Source organism: Pseudomonas sp. B21-028 (genome assembly GCF_024749045.1).
Lineage (GTDB): Bacteria > Pseudomonadota > Gammaproteobacteria > Pseudomonadales > Pseudomonadaceae > Aquipseudomonas.
Genome location: NZ_CP087184.1, coordinates 4,693,382 through 4,709,442, shown reverse-complemented (window position 1 = coordinate 4,709,442; position 16,061 = coordinate 4,693,382). Strand labels below are relative to the sequence as shown.

15 protein-coding genes, 4 tRNA genes and 1 pseudogene are annotated in these 16,061 nt (G+C 58.6%); 15 read left to right on the top strand and 5 right to left on the bottom strand.

Going from position 1 to position 16,061, the window contains the following annotated elements; all coding sequences use genetic code 11:
- Positions 1 to 79 precede the first annotated feature (79 nt).
- On the bottom strand, positions 80 to 1,084 hold the full coding sequence (locus LOY35_RS20200; RefSeq protein ID WP_024776953.1) for an NADP-dependent oxidoreductase: 1,005 nt from the start codon (positions 1,082 to 1,084) through the stop codon (positions 80 to 82).
- A gap of 226 nt (positions 1,085 to 1,310) precedes the next feature.
- On the opposite strand from LOY35_RS20200, the gene LOY35_RS20195 reads away from it, so the two are divergent.
- From LOY35_RS20195 to LOY35_RS28660, 4 genes and pseudogenes are all read left to right on the top strand, one after another.
- Complete coding sequence (locus tag LOY35_RS20195) at positions 1,311 to 2,072, top strand: SDR family oxidoreductase (protein ID WP_258626146.1); 762 nt, start codon at positions 1,311 to 1,313, stop codon at positions 2,070 to 2,072.
- A 217-nt stretch (positions 2,073 to 2,289) separates the two neighbouring features.
- Entirely contained in the window at positions 2,290 to 3,687 is a 1,398-nt protein-coding gene (locus LOY35_RS20190; protein WP_258626145.1) for a PLP-dependent aminotransferase family protein, read from the top strand.
- 109 nt (positions 3,688 to 3,796) lie between these two features.
- Positions 3,797 to 4,852, top strand: a pseudogene (locus tag LOY35_RS28665) (HAMP domain-containing protein); the annotation flags it as partial.
- A 27-nt stretch (positions 4,853 to 4,879) separates the two neighbouring features.
- Complete coding sequence (locus LOY35_RS28660; RefSeq protein ID WP_408981263.1) at positions 4,880 to 5,761, top strand: methyl-accepting chemotaxis protein; 882 nt, start codon at positions 4,880 to 4,882, stop codon at positions 5,759 to 5,761.
- 175 nt (positions 5,762 to 5,936) lie between these two features.
- Here the strand turns inward: LOY35_RS28660 and LOY35_RS20180 are convergent, their stop codons facing one another.
- Positions 5,937 to 6,707 (bottom strand): hypothetical protein, encoded by a 771-nt coding sequence (locus tag LOY35_RS20180; RefSeq protein ID WP_258626140.1) that lies wholly within the window; start codon positions 6,705 to 6,707, stop codon positions 5,937 to 5,939.
- A 356-nt stretch (positions 6,708 to 7,063) separates the two neighbouring features.
- Between LOY35_RS20180 and LOY35_RS20175 the strand changes: the two genes are divergently transcribed.
- The 4 genes from LOY35_RS20175 to LOY35_RS20160 all read left to right on the top strand — a co-directional run bounded on the left by LOY35_RS20175 (position 7,064) and on the right by LOY35_RS20160 (position 7,477).
- Positions 7,064 to 7,139, top strand: a tRNA-Glu gene (locus tag LOY35_RS20175).
- A 2-nt stretch (positions 7,140 to 7,141) separates the two neighbouring features.
- Positions 7,142 to 7,217, top strand: a tRNA-Gly gene (locus LOY35_RS20170).
- A gap of 105 nt (positions 7,218 to 7,322) precedes the next feature.
- Positions 7,323 to 7,398, top strand: a tRNA-Glu gene (locus LOY35_RS20165).
- A 3-nt stretch (positions 7,399 to 7,401) separates the two neighbouring features.
- Positions 7,402 to 7,477: transfer RNA gene (locus tag LOY35_RS20160), tRNA-Gly, on the top strand.
- A gap of 229 nt (positions 7,478 to 7,706) precedes the next feature.
- Here LOY35_RS20160 and LOY35_RS20155 read toward each other — a convergent pair.
- The 3 genes from LOY35_RS20155 to LOY35_RS20145 form a co-directional block, all read right to left on the bottom strand.
- Entirely contained in the window at positions 7,707 to 8,420 is a 714-nt protein-coding gene (locus tag LOY35_RS20155) for a DUF1266 domain-containing protein (protein ID WP_258626137.1), read from the bottom strand.
- A gap of 16 nt (positions 8,421 to 8,436) precedes the next feature.
- Positions 8,437 to 9,180: a DUF1266 domain-containing protein gene (locus LOY35_RS20150; protein WP_258626136.1), complete on the bottom strand. Its 744-nt coding sequence runs from the start codon at positions 9,178 to 9,180 to the stop codon at positions 8,437 to 8,439.
- Positions 9,181 to 9,794: 614 nt separating this feature from the next.
- Positions 9,795 to 10,664, bottom strand: a complete 870-nt coding sequence (locus LOY35_RS20145; RefSeq protein WP_258626134.1) for a DNA-binding response regulator — start codon at positions 10,662 to 10,664, stop codon at positions 9,795 to 9,797.
- Positions 10,665 to 10,918: 254 nt separating this feature from the next.
- On the opposite strand from LOY35_RS20145, the gene LOY35_RS20140 reads away from it, so the two are divergent.
- From LOY35_RS20140 to LOY35_RS20110, 7 genes are all read left to right on the top strand, one after another.
- Positions 10,919 to 11,116: a Flp family type IVb pilin gene (locus LOY35_RS20140; RefSeq protein ID WP_258626131.1), complete on the top strand. Its 198-nt coding sequence runs from the start codon at positions 10,919 to 10,921 to the stop codon at positions 11,114 to 11,116.
- A gap of 150 nt (positions 11,117 to 11,266) precedes the next feature.
- The gene (locus LOY35_RS20135) at positions 11,267 to 11,464 is read left to right on the top strand and encodes a Flp family type IVb pilin (protein WP_258626129.1); all 198 of its coding nucleotides are present in this window, start codon (positions 11,267 to 11,269) and stop codon (positions 11,462 to 11,464) included.
- Between the two features lie 26 nt (positions 11,465 to 11,490).
- Entirely contained in the window at positions 11,491 to 12,021 is a 531-nt protein-coding gene (locus LOY35_RS20130) for a prepilin peptidase (protein WP_258626128.1), read from the top strand.
- Between the two features lie 2 nt (positions 12,022 to 12,023).
- The gene (locus LOY35_RS20125) at positions 12,024 to 13,352 is read left to right on the top strand and encodes an AAA family ATPase (RefSeq protein WP_258626125.1); all 1,329 of its coding nucleotides are present in this window, start codon (positions 12,024 to 12,026) and stop codon (positions 13,350 to 13,352) included.
- Between the two features lie 15 nt (positions 13,353 to 13,367).
- Positions 13,368 to 14,186 carry a Flp pilus assembly protein CpaB gene (gene cpaB, locus LOY35_RS20120; protein WP_258626123.1) on the top strand — a complete coding sequence of 273 codons (819 nt, stop codon included), beginning with the start codon at positions 13,368 to 13,370 and terminating at the stop codon, positions 14,184 to 14,186.
- Positions 14,187 to 14,249: 63 nt separating this feature from the next.
- Positions 14,250 to 15,569, top strand: coding sequence for a TadE/TadG family type IV pilus assembly protein (locus LOY35_RS20115; RefSeq protein WP_258626120.1), 1,320 nt, complete (start codon positions 14,250 to 14,252; stop codon positions 15,567 to 15,569).
- Between the two features lie 8 nt (positions 15,570 to 15,577).
- Positions 15,578 to 16,057 (top strand): TadE/TadG family type IV pilus assembly protein, encoded by a 480-nt coding sequence (locus LOY35_RS20110; protein ID WP_258626119.1) that lies wholly within the window; start codon positions 15,578 to 15,580, stop codon positions 16,055 to 16,057.
- The last annotated feature ends 4 nt before the right edge of the window (positions 16,058 to 16,061 follow it).

Here is a 16,061-nt window from a genome sequence, read left to right as displayed (position 1 = left end):
TGTCAGTCGACATCCCCGTCAACTGACCGACCGCTATCGCGAGCAGGCTCACTCCCACAGGTTTTTGGATCGTGACCGGTCAGACCTTGAGGACGAGTTTCCCGAAGTTCTCTCCGCTGAACAATTTGGTCAGCGTCTCGGGAAATGTCTCCAACCCTTCGACGATGTCTTCCTTGCTCTTGAGCTGCCCCTTGGCCATCCATCCGGCCATTTCCTGGCCGGCGGCGGCGAACTGGGCGGCGTAGTCCATGACCACGAAGCCTTCCATGCGTGCCCGGTTCACCAGCAGGGACAGGTAGTTGGCGGGGCCTTTCACCGCTTCCTTGTTGTTGTACTGGCTGATGGCGCCACAAATCACCACGCGGGCCTTGAGGTTCAAGCGGCTGAGCACGGCATCCAGAATGTCACCGCCGACGTTGTCGAAATACACATCGACGCCTTTGGGGCATTCGCGTTTGAGGCCCGCCTGGACGTCTTCGCTCTTGTAGTCGATGGCACCGTCGAAGCCCAGCTCGTCGATCAGGAACTTGCATTTGTCGGCCCCACCGGCGATGCCGACCACACGACAGCCTTTGATCTTGGCAATCTGCCCGGCGATGCTGCCCACCGCGCCGGCGGCACCCGACAGCACCACGGTTTCACCGGCCTTGGGGGCGCCGACGTCCAGCAGCGCGAAGTAAGCAGTCATGCCCGTCATGCCCAGGGCGGATAAATAACGCGGCAGCGGCGCCAGTTTCGGATCGACCTTGTAGAAACCTCTTGGCTCGCCGAGGAAATAATCCTGCACGCCCAGTGCTCCGTTGACGTAGTCCCCGACCGCAAACCCTGGGTTGTTCGAGGCAATCACCTGGCCAACGCCCAATGCACGCATCACTTCACCGATGCCCACCGGCGCGATATAGGACTTGCCCTCGTTCATCCAGCCGCGCATGGCCGGGTCCAGGGACAAGTACTCGTTCTTTACCAGGATCTGGCCGGCCGCCGGTTCGCCGACCGGTACTTGCTGATAAGTGAAGGTCTCGCGGGTCGCGGCGCCCACCGGGCGTTTGGCGAGCAGGAACTGGCGATTGGTCTGGGCAGTCATGGTGGGTACTCGAGATGAAATGAAGCTTTGTTGATAGCCCTTCGAAGCGCTTGTCGCAAGGTTTGCCGGGGTAGCGAATGCAGGCCGATACAACCCGGTGATAATGCCGCCGGGGCTCTTATCACTGGTGTCCATGGATGCTTAACCGGCATCTGGATAGTGCTGCTGCGCCACGCCGGGCTGTGGCTACACTGGCGCCACCCCTGCATCCTTCAAGGAACTGACAATGAGCATGACGTTTTCCGGACAAGTCGTCGTAGTCACCGGTGCCGCCGCGGGCATCGGCCGCGCCACCGCCCGTGCGTTCGCCGCGGAAGGCCTGAAGGTCGTGGCGGCCGACCTGGATGTGGCGGGTGGCGAGGGCACGGTCCAGTTGATTCGCGAGGCTGGCGGCGACGCGGTGTTCGTGCGCTGCAACGTGACACTGGAAAGCGACGTGCGGAACCTGATGAACGAGGTGATCAGTACCTATGGTCGTCTCGATTATGCCTTCAATAATGCCGGGATCGAGATCGAGAAGGGCAAGCTGGCCGACGGCACTCTCGATGAGTTCGACGCGATCATGGGCGTCAACGTGAAGGGTGTCTGGCTGTGCATGAAATACCAGTTGCCGCTGCTGCTGGCCCAGGGCGGCGGTGCCATTGTCAATACCGCCTCGATTGCCGGCCTGGGCGCGGCGCCGAAAATGAGCATCTATGCGGCCTCCAAGCATGCCGTGATCGGCCTGACCAAATCGGCCGCCATCGAATACGCCAAGAAGAAGATCCGCGTGAACGCGGTCTGCCCGGCAGTGATCGACACCGATATGTTCCGCCGTGCCTATGAAACCGACCCGAAGAAGGGTGATTTCGCCAATGCCATGCACCCGGTAGGACGTATCGGCAAGGTCGAGGAAATTGCCAGCGCGGTGCTGTACTTGTGCAGCGATGGCGCAGCGTTCACCACCGGCCATTCACTGGCGGTGGACGGTGGTGTCACGGCCTTCTAAAGGAACTGGATTGTAGGAAAAAGCCCGCACTTGTCGCGGGCTTTTTCTTGGGCGACTGGAAATTCCCTGGATCGGCCCGTCAATGTGTTTCAAGGCGTGAGAATCGACCCTTTTGACGACGTTGTCGTACATCGTCCGGCGGCACCCTGTGCTTAACTGCCATCGGAAAACCGACTGTTTCTGGAAATAAAACAATCGCTTAGGAGCTTGGTTACTCATGGAGTTGAGAATCGACCGGCAGGCCCTGGTGCCTGTCGTGCAGCAAATTGTCGATGCGCTGGCCGGCTGGATTCGACAGGATGGGGTGCAACCGGGGACCCGTCTGCCCTCCATCCGCCAATTGGCGCGAGAGAATCTGCTCAGCCAGTCCAGCGTCAATGAAGCGTGTGAACGCCTGGTCGCCCAAGGAATATTGGCTTCCCGCCATGGTTCGGGTTTTTTCGTCGCATCGCCTTCTTCGATCAGGCCCGGACCCTGCGGCAAGGGCGTGCCGGATGAGGTGCAGTGTCCCCGCGCCGATTCAGCCGAGAGTGTGCAGTGGGAACTGAAGTTGGGCAGCGGCGGATTGCCCGAGCGTTGGCGCGAAAGCGACGACCTGGCCTATGCGATCCGCCAGGTCTCCCGCACCGACATGGCGGGGCTGTTCAACTACAGCACGCCCCTGGGGTTGCCCGCCTTGCGTGAGCAACTGTCCAGGCGTCTGAAGCAGCTCAATATCAACGTGGATGAAAACCTCATCCTGACCACGACGGGGGCGACCCATGGCCTGGACCTGATCGTGCGGACACTGCTGCGGCCGGGATGTTGCGTCGTGGTGGAGAGCCCCGGCTATTCGAGCCTGTTCGAGCTGCTCAGGCTCCATGGGATCGACATGATCGAGTTACCCAGGACACCACGGGGTCCGGATGTCGACGCGTTACAAGCGTTGTTGGCGACCCACCGGCCCAGCGCCTTGTTCATCAACAGCGCGTGTCACAACCCCACCGGCAGTTGCCTGGCGCCCGCCGTGGCCCAGCGGCTGCTGCAACTGACCCGCAAACATGCGGTGCTGGTCATCGAAGACGACGTTTATGCCGATTTCCAGAGCACCACGCGGACCCGGTTGGCAGCGCTGGATGCGGACGTGCTTTATGTGGGCAGCTTCTCGAAAACCCTGAGCAGCTCCTTGCGGGTCGGCTTCGTGGTGGCCGGGGCGGCGATCATCGAGCGCTTGAGCAAGGTCAAGGAGGTCACCAGCATGGGCGGCTCGCGGTTCTGCGAGTCGGTTGTCGCCGGCCTGTTGGCCAACGGCGCCTATCGCAAGCTCGTCCAGCGTCAGCGGCAACGCCTGGGTACCGAAATGGCCGCGGTGCTCCAGGTACTGGAGGACGCCGACTGGACAATCTTCGGCAAACCGGCTGGTGGGCTATTCATCTGGGCACGTCCGCCCATGTGCGACTACGCTGGATTACAGCGCCTGGCCAAGCGGTTTGGCGTGCTGCTGTCTTCGCGTACAGCGTTCAGCCCTTCGGGTGTCGACAGTGACTGGCTACGGATCAACGTGACCTATGCCCGGGACTCCAGGGCGTTGGCGTTCTTCCGGGCCGCGGGTCTGAATCGACCTCAAACGTTCTGAAAACGACGAAGCCGTAGCTTTTTGCCATTATTCCGACGCCAGCATCTTGTGCGATGGGGCGTCTCGTTGCGAATCTGCGATTACACACACTGGCAGAGGACTGAGCGCAATGATTTCGGCCGTGCAAAGACGTTTTGCCAACCTGGGTATGGCAAAGAAGTTGGGGATCGGGTTTGTCATGGTGCTGCTGCTCACGGCTGTCGTGGCGGCCATCGGCGTCTGGTCCTTGCAAACCATCAGTCAGCGCTTCGATGGTTTGAAGCAAATGTCCTCGTTCAGTAGCGAGCTGCTCAAGATCCGGCTGCTTGAACGGGACTATGCCTTGCGTTCCGATCCCAAGACGGTCGATGTCCTGCACCAGGGCGTCGACAGCTTGATCGCCAAGGCAAACGAGCTCAAGGCGCAGTCGGCTGCCAATGTGCTGGTGATGAACGATGTGGAGCAGGCCCTGGTGGCGTATCGCAAGGCATTCGACGAGTTCGTCGGATTGAGCCAGAGCAAGGACCTGGCCCTGGAGATGGCCAGTTGGTCGGTGTCCAGCGTCGCCAATAACCTCGATGTGCTGCGGGCGGGGTTGGCGGATGATGGCACCTACACGTTGAAAGACACCCAGGGCAAGGAGGGGGCCGAGTTCGTTGAACAAGCCGGCCAGGTCAGTGAGGTGTCGCGGTTGATGCTGGTGGCCATGAATGAGGCGCGGGTGCGCCTCGATCAGACCCGCAAAGGCAGTGAGGAGGCCGGGCAAGGCCAGATCGAACAGGCCGAGCAGGCCATGAAGCAGGCCGAAATCCTCAAGACTACGATCAAGGATCCGGGCTACCAGACCGTCATCAACGAAGTGGCCGGGCACATCGCCGGATTCAACGAGAAACTTGCCGAATATACCGGCCTGTTGGCTCAGGAGAAGGTCATTTCCCGGCAGCTGCACGAACGGGCCGCCCAAGTGGTGGATCGGGTCGACCAGGCCTATGAGGCCGAAGATCAAGCCATGCAGGCTGAGCTGAAAAAGAACTCGCTGCTGATCATTGGTTCGTCGGCGCTGGCGTTGCTGGTGGGGTTGATTGCGGCCTGGGTCATTACCCGATTGATCGTGGCACCGTTGCGCAGCGTCATTCGTGTCGCCCAGCAAATTGCCGGGGGAGACTTGAGTGCAACGGTTGAAGTGACGCGCCGGGATGAAATCGGGCAGTTGATGCTGGCCATGCAGCAGATGGGTGCCGGGCTGAGCAGTATCGTCAGTGGGTTGCAGTCCGGTATCGAGCAGTTGGCCAATTCCGCCCAGTCATTGTCGGCCGTGACCGAACAGACCAACCTGGAAGTCAGCAGCCAGAAAGAGGAAACCGAGCAGGTTGCCACGGCCATGAACCAGATGACCGCCACCGTGCACGATGTGGCGCGCAATGCCGAGGAAGCGGCCCAGGCGGCCCAGACCGCCGACGACAAAGTCGAAAGTGGCCAGCAGGTGGTGCGCCAGAGTATGGCGCGTATCGAGCAACTGGCCGACTCGGCCACGTCAGCCAGTTCCAGTATCGAAAGCCTCAGCGCCGAGATCCAGAACATCGGCACGGTATTGAGCGTGATCAAGAGTGTCGCCGAGCAAACCAACCTGCTGGCACTCAATGCCGCGATCGAGGCGGCTCGCGCCGGTGAGCAGGGCAGGGGCTTTGCGGTGGTGGCCGATGAAGTGCGGGCGCTGGCCAAGCGCACACAACAATCCACCGAGGAAATCGAGCGGTTGGTGAGCGCCTTGCGTTCAGCCGCCCAGACTTCCGTGCAGCAGATCCAGAGCAGCGGCGAGCTGGTGAAGATGGCGGTCAGCGATGCCCTGCAGACCGAGAGTGCCCTGGGTAGCATTGCGGCAGCCGTGTCGCTGATTCAGCAGATGAACCAGCAGATTGCCGCCGCAGCCGAACAGCAGAGCTCGGTCGCCGAAGAAATCAACCGCAGCGTCACCAGCATTCGCGCCAGTGCCGATCAGTCCTCTCTTGCGATGCAGGGCAACGCAGCGTCCAGCATTGAACTGGCGCAGTTGGGTGTTGAGCTGAAGGGGATGGTGGGGCATTTCAGGTTGTGACGTAGGCAGCTTGAGACCATAACCTGTGGCGAGGGGATTTATCGAAACGTCGCACCGCCCCGCTGGGCTGCGAAGCGGCCCCAAAAACCTGAACATTCGGTGTATCAGTTAACAACGTAGGGCTGCTTCGCAGCCCCGCGGAAATCCTCTCGCCGCAATAAGGGGCGACTTGGCCTCAGTCGTAAACCTTCTTCTTCTTCCATTCATCGTTTATTTCGTCTTCCTTCAAACCTTCGGTCAACTGGTTGACTTCACCTTCGGCCGCCTTGGTGCTGGCCAGGACCATGGCATTGACGCGGGTCAGGAGTTTCTCGAGGTAAGCCAGTTGCTCGGCATAGAGCTGCGGTTCCTGCTGTTTGCGCAGGTACTGCACGCCACGTTCGAATGCCAGGCGAGCCTGCCCCGGTTGCTCCTGCTGCAAGGCCTGTTGGCCGAGGTTGTTGAAGAACTCGATGTGTAGCAGCACCAGGATGTGCCGCACTTCGCGGATCCAGCGCTTGGCTTCGTTGGGCGGCAGGAAGCCGTCCTGGGCGGCGCGGGTGATCTGGCCGTGCAAGGCCTCGAGCAGGAACCGGACGTCCTTGGCCTTGGCTTCGGTCTGGATCGGAGCCGGGGGATTGTTCACCGGGATCGATTCGCCCTGGGCCGCCAGGGCGCTCAGTTCGTCCAGGCGTGCTTTCACCGCTGCATTGGTCTTCTCTATGCCCAGCAAGCGCTGGCAGACATTGATCTCAAGGCGGGTGATCAGCAGCTTCAGGGCCGGGGTCATAAACTGGCCGGGAAAGGTTTCGGTGAGCTCGCCGCAACGACGCAGGCGGTCGTTGAGCTCAACCTTGGTGCGGGCCTTTTCCAGCTTGCTGTTTTCCGCCACATGGTTCATGTAGCCAATGGCGATCAACAGTGCGATCCCGGCTACGACGAGCAGGGTGATCATGAGTGGTGTCACCGGTAAGACCTCTTTAATAGGGTTCGCATAGATCAGTGTAGTGGCTAGGCTTTTAAGCGCATAGGCCCGAACGACGAGATTAGACGGGCGTGCGGCTTATTAGAGACACGGTAGCGTAGATGCACATTGCCACTATTTGCCGGGCGCGACTATAACGTCTTGGCAGACGACAGAATATAGGCGTCAGAGACTGGGCAGGCAAAATCTGCAAATCGTTCCTCAAACCGGTCGAAGTCATTGATTTAAATAAATTTATATCTGGGGGTTGACGACCCCTCAATCCATCCATAGAATGCGCGCCACTTACAGCGTAAAGCACTCAGCCAAACGCCATAAGCAGTGAATGTTGTACGTGTGTCCCCTTCGTCTAGTGGCCTAGGACACCGCCCTTTCACGGCGGTAACAGGGGTTCGAGTCCCCTAGGGGACGCCAATGCGGGAATAGCTCAGTTGGTAGAGCACGACCTTGCCAAGGTCGGGGTCGCGAGTTCGAGTCTCGTTTCCCGCTCCAATTTTAAACAATCTTGCTTTCGGGCAGGGTTGAGTGAAACCAGAAACGATACCTTCGGGTTCGGGTCTGGGCACTGGAACACACACCATGTGTTCCGGGCAGCGTGTCCCCTTCGTCTAGTGGCCTAGGACACCGCCCTTTCACGGCGGTAACAGGGGTTCGAGTCCCCTAGGGGACGCCATTTGCGGGAATAGCTCAGTTGGTAGAGCACGACCTTGCCAAGGTCGGGGTCGCGAGTTCGAGTCTCGTTTCCCGCTCCAAATTCAAAAAAACGCCGCTCAATGAGCGGCGTTTTTTTTGCACCTGATATGGCGCCTTGCGCATAAGCTTCCGAACGTATGGATCCACTAGGCTCTGTACGAAAGGCCTTGATACTCGTTCATGCTGCGTTGAAAACAGCCTCGGAATGCTCATGTACTCCAGTACACTGCGCTTGCTCGGCTGTTTTCGCCTTGCCTGACCTTTGTCTCAAGACTTTTCGTACAGAGCTTAGGTTTTGAAATCGAATCGCTGATAGATGTCAATGTCTTGAATTTTATTCGTCTTGTCTGATGCCTGCCCATTGATCAAGGCTTTCGCGATCAAGGCTACATCATCCAGATCGAAGCCTTGAATTGTCCGGCCCAACAGAAAAGAAATCGTATAGTCCCGCCAGTTACTGCCTAACTCGCTTGCCTGACTGGATGCTGAAGAAATGAAGTCCCAGGTTTCATCTTCGGTAATGTACCCGCACCAGTAGCACCATTTCGAGAGCGAGACAGCTCTTGCCAAGTCCCACGCATAGGTCGAGGTGGTGTCCTTCAGCTCGGTAACCGGGATATCAATTTGTCTGGAGATGGCCTTCCAGATGAGATCGGTATTAAGGGTGCTGTGTTGAATGGAAAGATCATATTCCTGGCTTCTCTGGCGCTCCAGCAGTTCGTTGATGGCTTCTTTCGCTTCGGTGGGGCAGGTAATCTGCCATTGGTTTTTAAGTCCGAAAGGATAGAGAAGAATATTTTTGTCAGGATAGAATGTCAGGATGTTTTCATCCCGCATTGCAAAAAGAATACCCCCATAAGCCAAGCCTTTCTTTTGAGCGTCAGTCAGCGGTCTTCCAGACTGTTTCGCTATGAATTGCCTGTTTTTATAAAGACTTAAAATCTTTATCAGTGCATAGCAGGCGCATGCTAATGCCAGGATTGAGGCGCTGGTGAGTAACATATAATTCCTGGCTCTATTACTGAGCGTTAAATTGGATGTCAGTGTAGATCGCAGGGATGCGCATGCCCGTATAATCCCAGCTGGTCCCCGATAACAGGTGTTTCACAATGATATGGCATTCATCCAGTTCTTCCGGGGAGGGAATGTCAAGCGTGAAGCCTAGAAGGAAAGAGATGCTGTATTCTTCCCAATCGGCGCTTCGCTGACGAGCCATTTCAGGAACCCTTGATATAGATGCCCACATTTCTTCTTCTGTCAGGTATCCATTCCAGAAACTCCACTTCGCCACTTCGACGGCGCGCGATAAATCATAAGCGAAGGTCGAGGTGATAGCCGTAACTGCCTGGGCTGGGATTTTTAATAGTTTCGAGATTTCGTTCTGTATTTTAGTCAGCCCTTTGATGGAATCGTTTTGTATACGTATGTCTACCTCATTGCTTGCCTCCAGGCCGAGTAGAGTGTTCAGTGTCGATTGCGCTTCCTCTTTCGAGGTGATTTTCCATTGTCTTTTCAGGCCGTAGAAGCTTTTATCCAAGCCTTGTTGCGGTGACATGACCCAGAAATTTTCTCTGTGCAGAATAGCCGATATAGCGCCGAAAGTGAGTGTAGATAACTGTTCGTTATCAATCTCCAGTTCGGTATGGTCGTTGGAAAATTGTTCTATCTGGTTTTTTCTTCTGGATGAGCTGTATTTGGCCGTTATGCCTATATATATTATGAAAATAATGGCTATTACAGAAATGATCAGATACACGTTCATTCAAATAATGCTCTCTATAAAAAAAGCCCTGCGTGAAGCAGGGCGGTGGGTTGCAAGTGGACAACTCTGTTGTGCTTGCAAGGTGTTGCTCAGGACGGTTTGCTTACTTGATGATGCCCTTTTTCTTCAGGAAAACATACAGTGCAACAATCGCAACTACTGCAATAAGGGGAAGCCATGTGCTCATTTTTTTAGTCTCGATGGTGGTTGGTTTTTTTGCTTTTATTGTGAAGGGTGGGGCGCTACAGTCACAAACTCATCAAATTTTTGAAAATATTAGTCTGTATTGGCAATGGCGGTTTTAGCGCCAGAGAGTACGTTTATTTTTATCAGCCACGGCAGTCTTGCATAGGGGATTTTTGTCGTCAACAGTCTGGCGATAGCATATTTTCGCGGTCTGGTTGCTTGCGATCCGGGGGTTAGTAGGGGGATGCCTACCCTATGTAATCTTTTTGCTAACTAAACGTCAGTCGGCGGCGATGTTTCGGTTTCTATAGGCCACACAACACGCACCGCACTTTGTTATCACTGCCTCGTTCTGAATCACCCGTCGAAAAGAAGAGGGCCTAACTTTCTTTCGCAATTTTTTCGTAATCATCGCCTTTGTTGGGCCGTCATCCTTCCAGGCTATGTACCAGGCTTTCAAGCGCTGCAGTACTCGCTTCCTCCGGCACCGATGGTGTGGCTACCGGCGTACGCACTTGTCGCGCCAGGCGGTATTCGCTGGGGGTGCAGCTGGCGTACTGCTTGAAGGCGCGGGCAAAGTAGGACGGGTCCTTGAAACCGGCTTCGTAGCCAATGCTGGTGATGGGCATCTCGCTGTTATCCAGCAGGTCCTTGGCAAAACTCATGCGTTTGTTCAGGACATAGTCGGTAAAGCCCAACCCGTTGGCCTCCTTGAACAGGCGACTGAAGCGAAACGTGGTCATGCCGCAACGTTTGGCCAGGTCACGCTGATCGATGCTGTCGCGAAAATGCTGGTCGATGTACAGCAGGATATGGTTGAGGGCCTGGTGTTTCTGATGCCCGGAGGTCAGGCGGATGCTATCCGGCAGGGTAGGGGAGTGGTCGATCAGCGACGTTTTGCCCCGGCTGCCGGTATTGCGTCGCAACTCGCACAATTGCACCACTGCCGTCAGGTAGCGCTTTCTCTCGGTGGCAGAAAGGGGCAGGACCATGTATTCCCAGACATTGGAACGCATGGCCCAGACCGCCAGCTCTTCGGAGTGCTGCACGGTGAACATGGTGATGGGAATGGTCGGCACGGCCCGCTTGATCTCCAGCAACCGCCTCAGACCAGGGGTGTCCGGCCGGTCGAAGTGAATGCAGATCATGTCGACCTGTTCGCCACCCGGCAGCGTCGCGTTGGTGGCCAGCGAGCAATGGCAGGCTTGCTCGAACTGGCTGGCGAGTTCCTTGGTGGACCGATCGTGAGTCAGATCGAACCACAACAACCTTGGCTTTCCGGTCAGATTCGACGTCATATGCCTACTCAGTGGTTCTGCTGCCTTTAGCCGGAAGTATCGTCAATGTGCCATCACCGCGCCGAATTAATTCTTATAACAAATCCAGTTTTTATCGCCATTCCGGCGTGACAAGTCTACGGGTGATGTCGCGCAAAATAATCCTAGCGATGTGCAAAATCCTCCTAACGGCTATGCCGGCCTCCTGACTAGGGTTGCATCAGGCAGTTCGCGATGTACTGCCCTTGAAAAACAACCCCGATGAGGTGTGCGAAATGACTCTTCAAACTATCAAGGCTTCGGTACTGAAGTTCGCCAAAGATGAAGACGGCCTGACCATTGTGGAATACGCCGTGGCCGGTGGGTTGATCACCGTATTGGTAGCCGCTGCCTTCGTTCTCCTGGGCGGTGCCGTGAATACCAAGATCCGTGCGCTGTGCGCAGCCGTAAACGGTGGCGCTGTCTGTGCATAGCGATAAGCCAGGATGTGGGGACACGGCAACTTCCACGGAATAACGCTGCGACTCTTTTGCTGTGAGTACAACGAAATTTCAAATGGACATGACGCTGTCCCCAATAACTAAGTTCATTGCCGTATTACTTCTGAACATGAGGTAAATAAAATGACTCTGCATACCATCAGAACTTCCATCAGCAAGTTCGCCAAAGATGAAGATGGCCTGACCATTGTTGAATATGCCGTGGCGGGTGGCTTGATCACGGTGGCGGTTGCCGCTGCGTTCGTGCTGCTGGGGGGCGCCGTGGACACCAAGATCCGCGCGCTGTGCCGGGCGGTCAACGGCGACGTTGCCTGCGCATAACGATAACTGCAGCCAGGAGACGCGCCATGTCCATGGAATTGCTGGTGTCGACATCAATACTGCTGGGACTGCTGGGCGTAGCGGTGGTAAGCGATCTGCTCCGCCACCGCATCCCCAACTCACTGGTCCTGCTGGGGCTTGCCCTGGGGCTGGCCGGTCAGGTTTACACGGGCGGAATCAGCGGTTTGGGCGACAGCCTGCTGGGGCTGCTGATCTGCTTCGGGCTGTTCTTGCCGATGTACGCGGTAGGTGGCATGGCGGCCGGTGACGTCAAGTTGATGACCATGGTCGGCAGCTTCCTGCCGTTCCACTACGCATTGTGGGCCGCACTGTTCAGCCTGATCGCCGGCGGTGTGTGCGGATTTCTGATTGTCCTGGTCCGTGGGCAACTGCTGCAAACCCTTGGGCGCTACTGGTTGATCGTCCGGGCCCAGTCCTACCTGGCGCCCACTTCGGACGAAGTGGCCGGCAAACCCTTTCCTTATTCGATTGCAATCCTGATCGGCACGTTGAACAGCGTCTACTGGCAACTGGTTGCCGGCGGCTGGGGAGGCTAGTCATGCATGTCATCAACGATAGTGATGCCTACCCCAGCGAGCGGGAGGCGGTACAACGCTTGGCACCCCAGCCTTGCACGATTCGAGACACCGGCCTGACCGACAGTTTTCTCGGTGAACTGGTATGCAAGCATCTGCACGACGCCGGTGTGCTGGACATGCCGCGGTTGGTCGAGCGCCTGGCGCTGACAGGCGCGGTGCTGGAAGAAGTCCTGGCGTTTTTGCGCAAGGACGGCCGTGTCGAGGTGCTGGGCCAGATCGGCCAGTCCAGTGTTCAGGCGTTGCGTTATGGCCTGACCGAGCGCGGTCGCGGTTCGGCCCGGGATGCCCTGGCCCGCAGTGGTTATATCGGCGCGGCACCGTTCCCGGTGAGCACCTATCGCTCGCTGATCAAGATCCAGACCATTCACCACGGTCGTATCACCGCCAACGACATGCAGCGAGCCCTGTCGGGCATGGTGCTGAGCCAAGGCATGCTCGACCAGTTGGGCGTGGCCCTGAACTCCGGGCGGGCGATCATGATTTATGGCCCGGCGGGCACCGGCAAGACCTACGTCAGCAGCCGGTTGATCCGGCTGTTTGCCGAGGCCATCTGGGTGCCCCACGCCATTGTCATCAACGAGTCGGTGATCGAGATCTACGACCCGCAGGTGCATCAGCGCCTGGATGACAACAGCCAGCCGAACAACCTGATGCTCAACGAAGGCATCGACCGCCGGCTGCTGTGTTGCAAACGCCCCATCGTCATCACCGGTGGTGAGTTGAGCATGGAACAGTTGGACGTCCGCTACGATCCGTTCGCCCGTCAATACCAGGCCGCCTTGCAGCTCAAGGCCAGCAATGGCCTGTTCATCATCGACGACATGGGCCGCCAGCGCATGGCCCCGGCCGAGTTGCTCAATCGCTGGATCGTACCCATGGAAGAGAAGCGCGACTTCATCAACCTGGGCGGTGGTCGGCATTGCGAGCTGCCGTTCGACCTCGTCCTGGTGTTCTCCACCAACCTCAATCCGTTGGAACTGGCCGACGAGGCATTCCTGCGGCGCATCGGCTACAAGGTCCAGTTCGGTTACCTCAAGCCCGACGAATACGAGCGCATCTGGCGCCAGGAATGCGAGCGCCTGGGTGTCCCTTACGACCCGCTGTTGGTGCGCTACGTACTGCAGCGGCTGTATGCCGGCGAAGGGATGCCCTTGGTGCCTTGCCATCCCCGCGACCTGTTGAACATGGCGCTCGACCGCCAGCGCTACCTGGGCGGTTCCGGACCCCTGATGCCGCAAGAGCTGGAATGGGCCTGGCACAACTACTTCGTTCAGCTCGACTTTCTTTGATTCGGAGATACCGACATGAGCTCTCGTACGCTTCCGCTGATTGGCGTTTCCCTGGTAATGGGCCTTGGCGCTGCATGGATGGCCGACTCCTGGTTGAGTGCGCGACTCAATGCGACCCCCGATGACCATCTGCGCAGCGTGGTAGTCGCCACCGTGGAAATCCCCTTCGGGCAAATGGTCGAGGCCCAGCAAGTCACCACCGTGCGCATGCCGATGGATACGATCCCGGACGATGCCTTCGACTCCAGTGAAAAGGCCGTGGGCAAGATCGCCACGTTCGACATCTTGCGTGGCGACGTCGTGCGCGGTGCGCGTCTGAGCGAGCACCTGGGGGGCAGCACCCTGGCCTCGCTGATCGCGCCCGACAAGCGCGCCATCTCGGTCCGGGTGGACGATGTCGTGGGCGTCGGCGGGTTCCTGCTGCCGGGCAACCGGGTCGATGTGCTGGCGACCAAGACCACCAGCGCCGGCGGCAACAGCGCCACGTCCCGGACCATCCTGGAAAACCTGCGGGTGCTGGCGGTGGACCAGACCGCGGGCACCGACAAGACCCAACCGGTGGTGGTGCGCGCCGTGACGCTGGAGATGACGGCGGTCGAAGCGGAAGCGCTGGTCACCGCGCAAACCGAAGGCAAGTTGCAACTGGCCCTGCGCAACCCCCTGAACCTGGAGAAAAAAGCCGTGGTCGTCGCGCCACCCGCGCCCGCACCGGCCATGACGGTGGCGGCTGCCCCGGCGCCAAGGCCCATCGTGCAACGCGTCGCCAAGGTGCAGGACAGCGGGGCGGTCACGGTGATCCGTGGTGTTGAAAGCAAGGTGATCAACCTTCGCTGAATGGCGTGAAAAAAGCCTGGTTCCCAGGCGATGGCGATCCTCAATGCAGTCAACGAGGGCGTGATGATGAATTCCGATATGGGACGACGCCAGGGAGGGGCAGTGAGTGTATTGATGGTGATCGCACTGGTGGCGATCTCCATGATGGCAGCGTTGGCCCTGGACGGCGGCCACATGCTGCTCAACAAGACGCGTTTGCAGAATGCAGTGGATGCCGCGGCCTTGAGCGGCGCCAAGACCCTGAGCCAGGTCACCGGTGGCCTCAACATGGCCAGCACGACGCGTGCGGCGGCCCTGGACACGTTGAACAAGAACGCCCAGGCCTCGGGCAACGCTGAGCTGGCCACCGCCGTCGCCGGCAATCCGGGGGCGTTTGCCGTGGTAGAGCTGGCCAGCAGCGTCTACGGTCCGTTCTCTTACCCCGGGCCAGCCGATGCCAAGTACGTGCGGGTGTCGGTATCGAGCTATCAACTGAACGGTTTTTTCTGGAGTTTCGTCCAGACGATGGGCAGCGCCGGCCTCGGCAGCAAGAGAGTGGCAGCCATTGCCACGGCAGGGCCCAGCCCGACCTCGCCTTGTGACCTGGCGCCCTTGATGATCTGCGGTGACGCTGGCCAATACGACCCGGCTGCCGGCAACTTCTGGGGGTACCAGTTTGGTGACCTGGAGGTCTTGAAGACGGCGGCTGGCAATTCATCGCCCATCGGCCCCGGCAACTTCCAACTGCTCGACTTCGGCTCTGGCGGCAGTGCTGTGCGCGAAGACCTGGCAGGCGGTGGCTCGGTGTGCCGGAGTGTCGGGGACAACGTCCAGACTTCGCCGGGCAACACCGCCGGCCCGACGTCCCAGGGCTTGAACACGCGCTTTGGCATCTACAACGGCCCGGTCAGAGCTTCGGACTATCCACCGGACCTGGTGACGACCTCGAGCTCCCCTGCGATGACCTACGACGACGCGCTCTCCCAGGCGCAATACAAAAACAAGCCTGTCACGTCCAGCAATGGCGATCTTTCGGCGGGAGGCGAGGCGATACAGGACTATAACGACTGGCGGGCCAAGGTCGCAGAGTGCGTGGCGGGGGGCGCCAGCGGCTGCCAGAGCAACGGGGTTTTCGAGCGCCGGATGCTGAAGATCGTGATCGGCAACTGCACCGGCAAGCAGGGCGGCTCAACCTCGATTCCGGTCTTGGGGTTCGGTTGCTATTTCGTCGTGCAACCGGTGAATGGTGGCGGTTCGGACTCCCTGGTCTTCGGCCAGTTCGTCCAGGAGTGTGAAGGCGATGGCGTACCGGGCCCCACACCGTCGGGCGATGCCGGCCCGCAGATCATCCAGCTCTATAAAACCTACCTCAACGGCAGTGGCAATCCGAGCACTGACTCGTAGGAGGCATCATGGGACTTGTTCAATTCAAACCCCCGCAGGCCCAGCAAGGCGTGGCGCTGGTGGAGTTCACCCTGGTGCTGCCCCTGGTGCTGATGCTGTTGCTGGCCTTCGGTGAGTTCGGTCGCATGCTCTACCAGTACAACGTGCTGTTGCAGGCCAGCCGTGACGCCGATCGGTTCGTCGCCGGCCAGGCCTGGAACTCCACGTTGGGCGGCATCGCCCTGAGCAACACCTTGTTGACTCAGACGAAGAACGTCGCGGTGTATGGCGTGCCCGCCCAGGTCGGCAGCGCCGTGGTGTCCGGGTTGACCACGGCCGACGTGGCGGTCGCAGCGGTGGGCACGGACCATGTGCGGGTCACCATCACTTATACGTTCTGCCCGGTGATTGGCGCGGGCAATTGCACCGGGTCGCTGCCGGGCTTCTTCGGTGCCGCCATGTCACTGGGCATCCCGCTGGTCGCAACCACTGTGATGAGGGTGCTGTGATGAA

Excerpts from the sequence above, each read along its gene's own strand:
- LOY35_RS20200 (WP_024776953.1), bottom strand. The coding sequence starts at position 1,084 with ATGACTGCCCAGACCAATCGCCAGTTCCTGCTCGCCAAACGCCCGGTG.
- LOY35_RS20195 (WP_258626146.1), top strand. The coding sequence starts at position 1,311 with ATGAGCATGACGTTTTCCGGACAAGTCGTCGTAGTCACCGGTGCCGCC.
- LOY35_RS20190 (WP_258626145.1), top strand. The coding sequence starts at position 2,290 with ATGGAGTTGAGAATCGACCGGCAGGCCCTGGTGCCTGTCGTGCAGCAA.
- LOY35_RS28660 (WP_408981263.1), top strand. The coding sequence starts at position 4,880 with ATGCTGGCCATGCAGCAGATGGGTGCCGGGCTGAGCAGTATCGTCAGT.
- LOY35_RS20155 (WP_258626137.1), bottom strand. The coding sequence starts at position 8,420 with ATGTTACTCACCAGCGCCTCAATCCTGGCATTAGCATGCGCCTGCTAT.
- LOY35_RS20150 (WP_258626136.1), bottom strand. The coding sequence starts at position 9,180 with ATGAACGTGTATCTGATCATTTCTGTAATAGCCATTATTTTCATAATA.
- LOY35_RS20145 (WP_258626134.1), bottom strand. The coding sequence starts at position 10,664 with ATGACGTCGAATCTGACCGGAAAGCCAAGGTTGTTGTGGTTCGATCTG.
- LOY35_RS20140 (WP_258626131.1), top strand. The coding sequence starts at position 10,919 with ATGACTCTTCAAACTATCAAGGCTTCGGTACTGAAGTTCGCCAAAGAT.
- LOY35_RS20135 (WP_258626129.1), top strand. The coding sequence starts at position 11,267 with ATGACTCTGCATACCATCAGAACTTCCATCAGCAAGTTCGCCAAAGAT.
- LOY35_RS20130 (WP_258626128.1), top strand. The coding sequence starts at position 11,491 with ATGTCCATGGAATTGCTGGTGTCGACATCAATACTGCTGGGACTGCTG.
- LOY35_RS20125 (WP_258626125.1), top strand. The coding sequence starts at position 12,024 with ATGCATGTCATCAACGATAGTGATGCCTACCCCAGCGAGCGGGAGGCG.
- cpaB (WP_258626123.1), top strand. The coding sequence starts at position 13,368 with ATGAGCTCTCGTACGCTTCCGCTGATTGGCGTTTCCCTGGTAATGGGC.
- LOY35_RS20115 (WP_258626120.1), top strand. The coding sequence starts at position 14,250 with ATGATGAATTCCGATATGGGACGACGCCAGGGAGGGGCAGTGAGTGTA.
- LOY35_RS20110 (WP_258626119.1), top strand. The coding sequence starts at position 15,578 with ATGGGACTTGTTCAATTCAAACCCCCGCAGGCCCAGCAAGGCGTGGCG.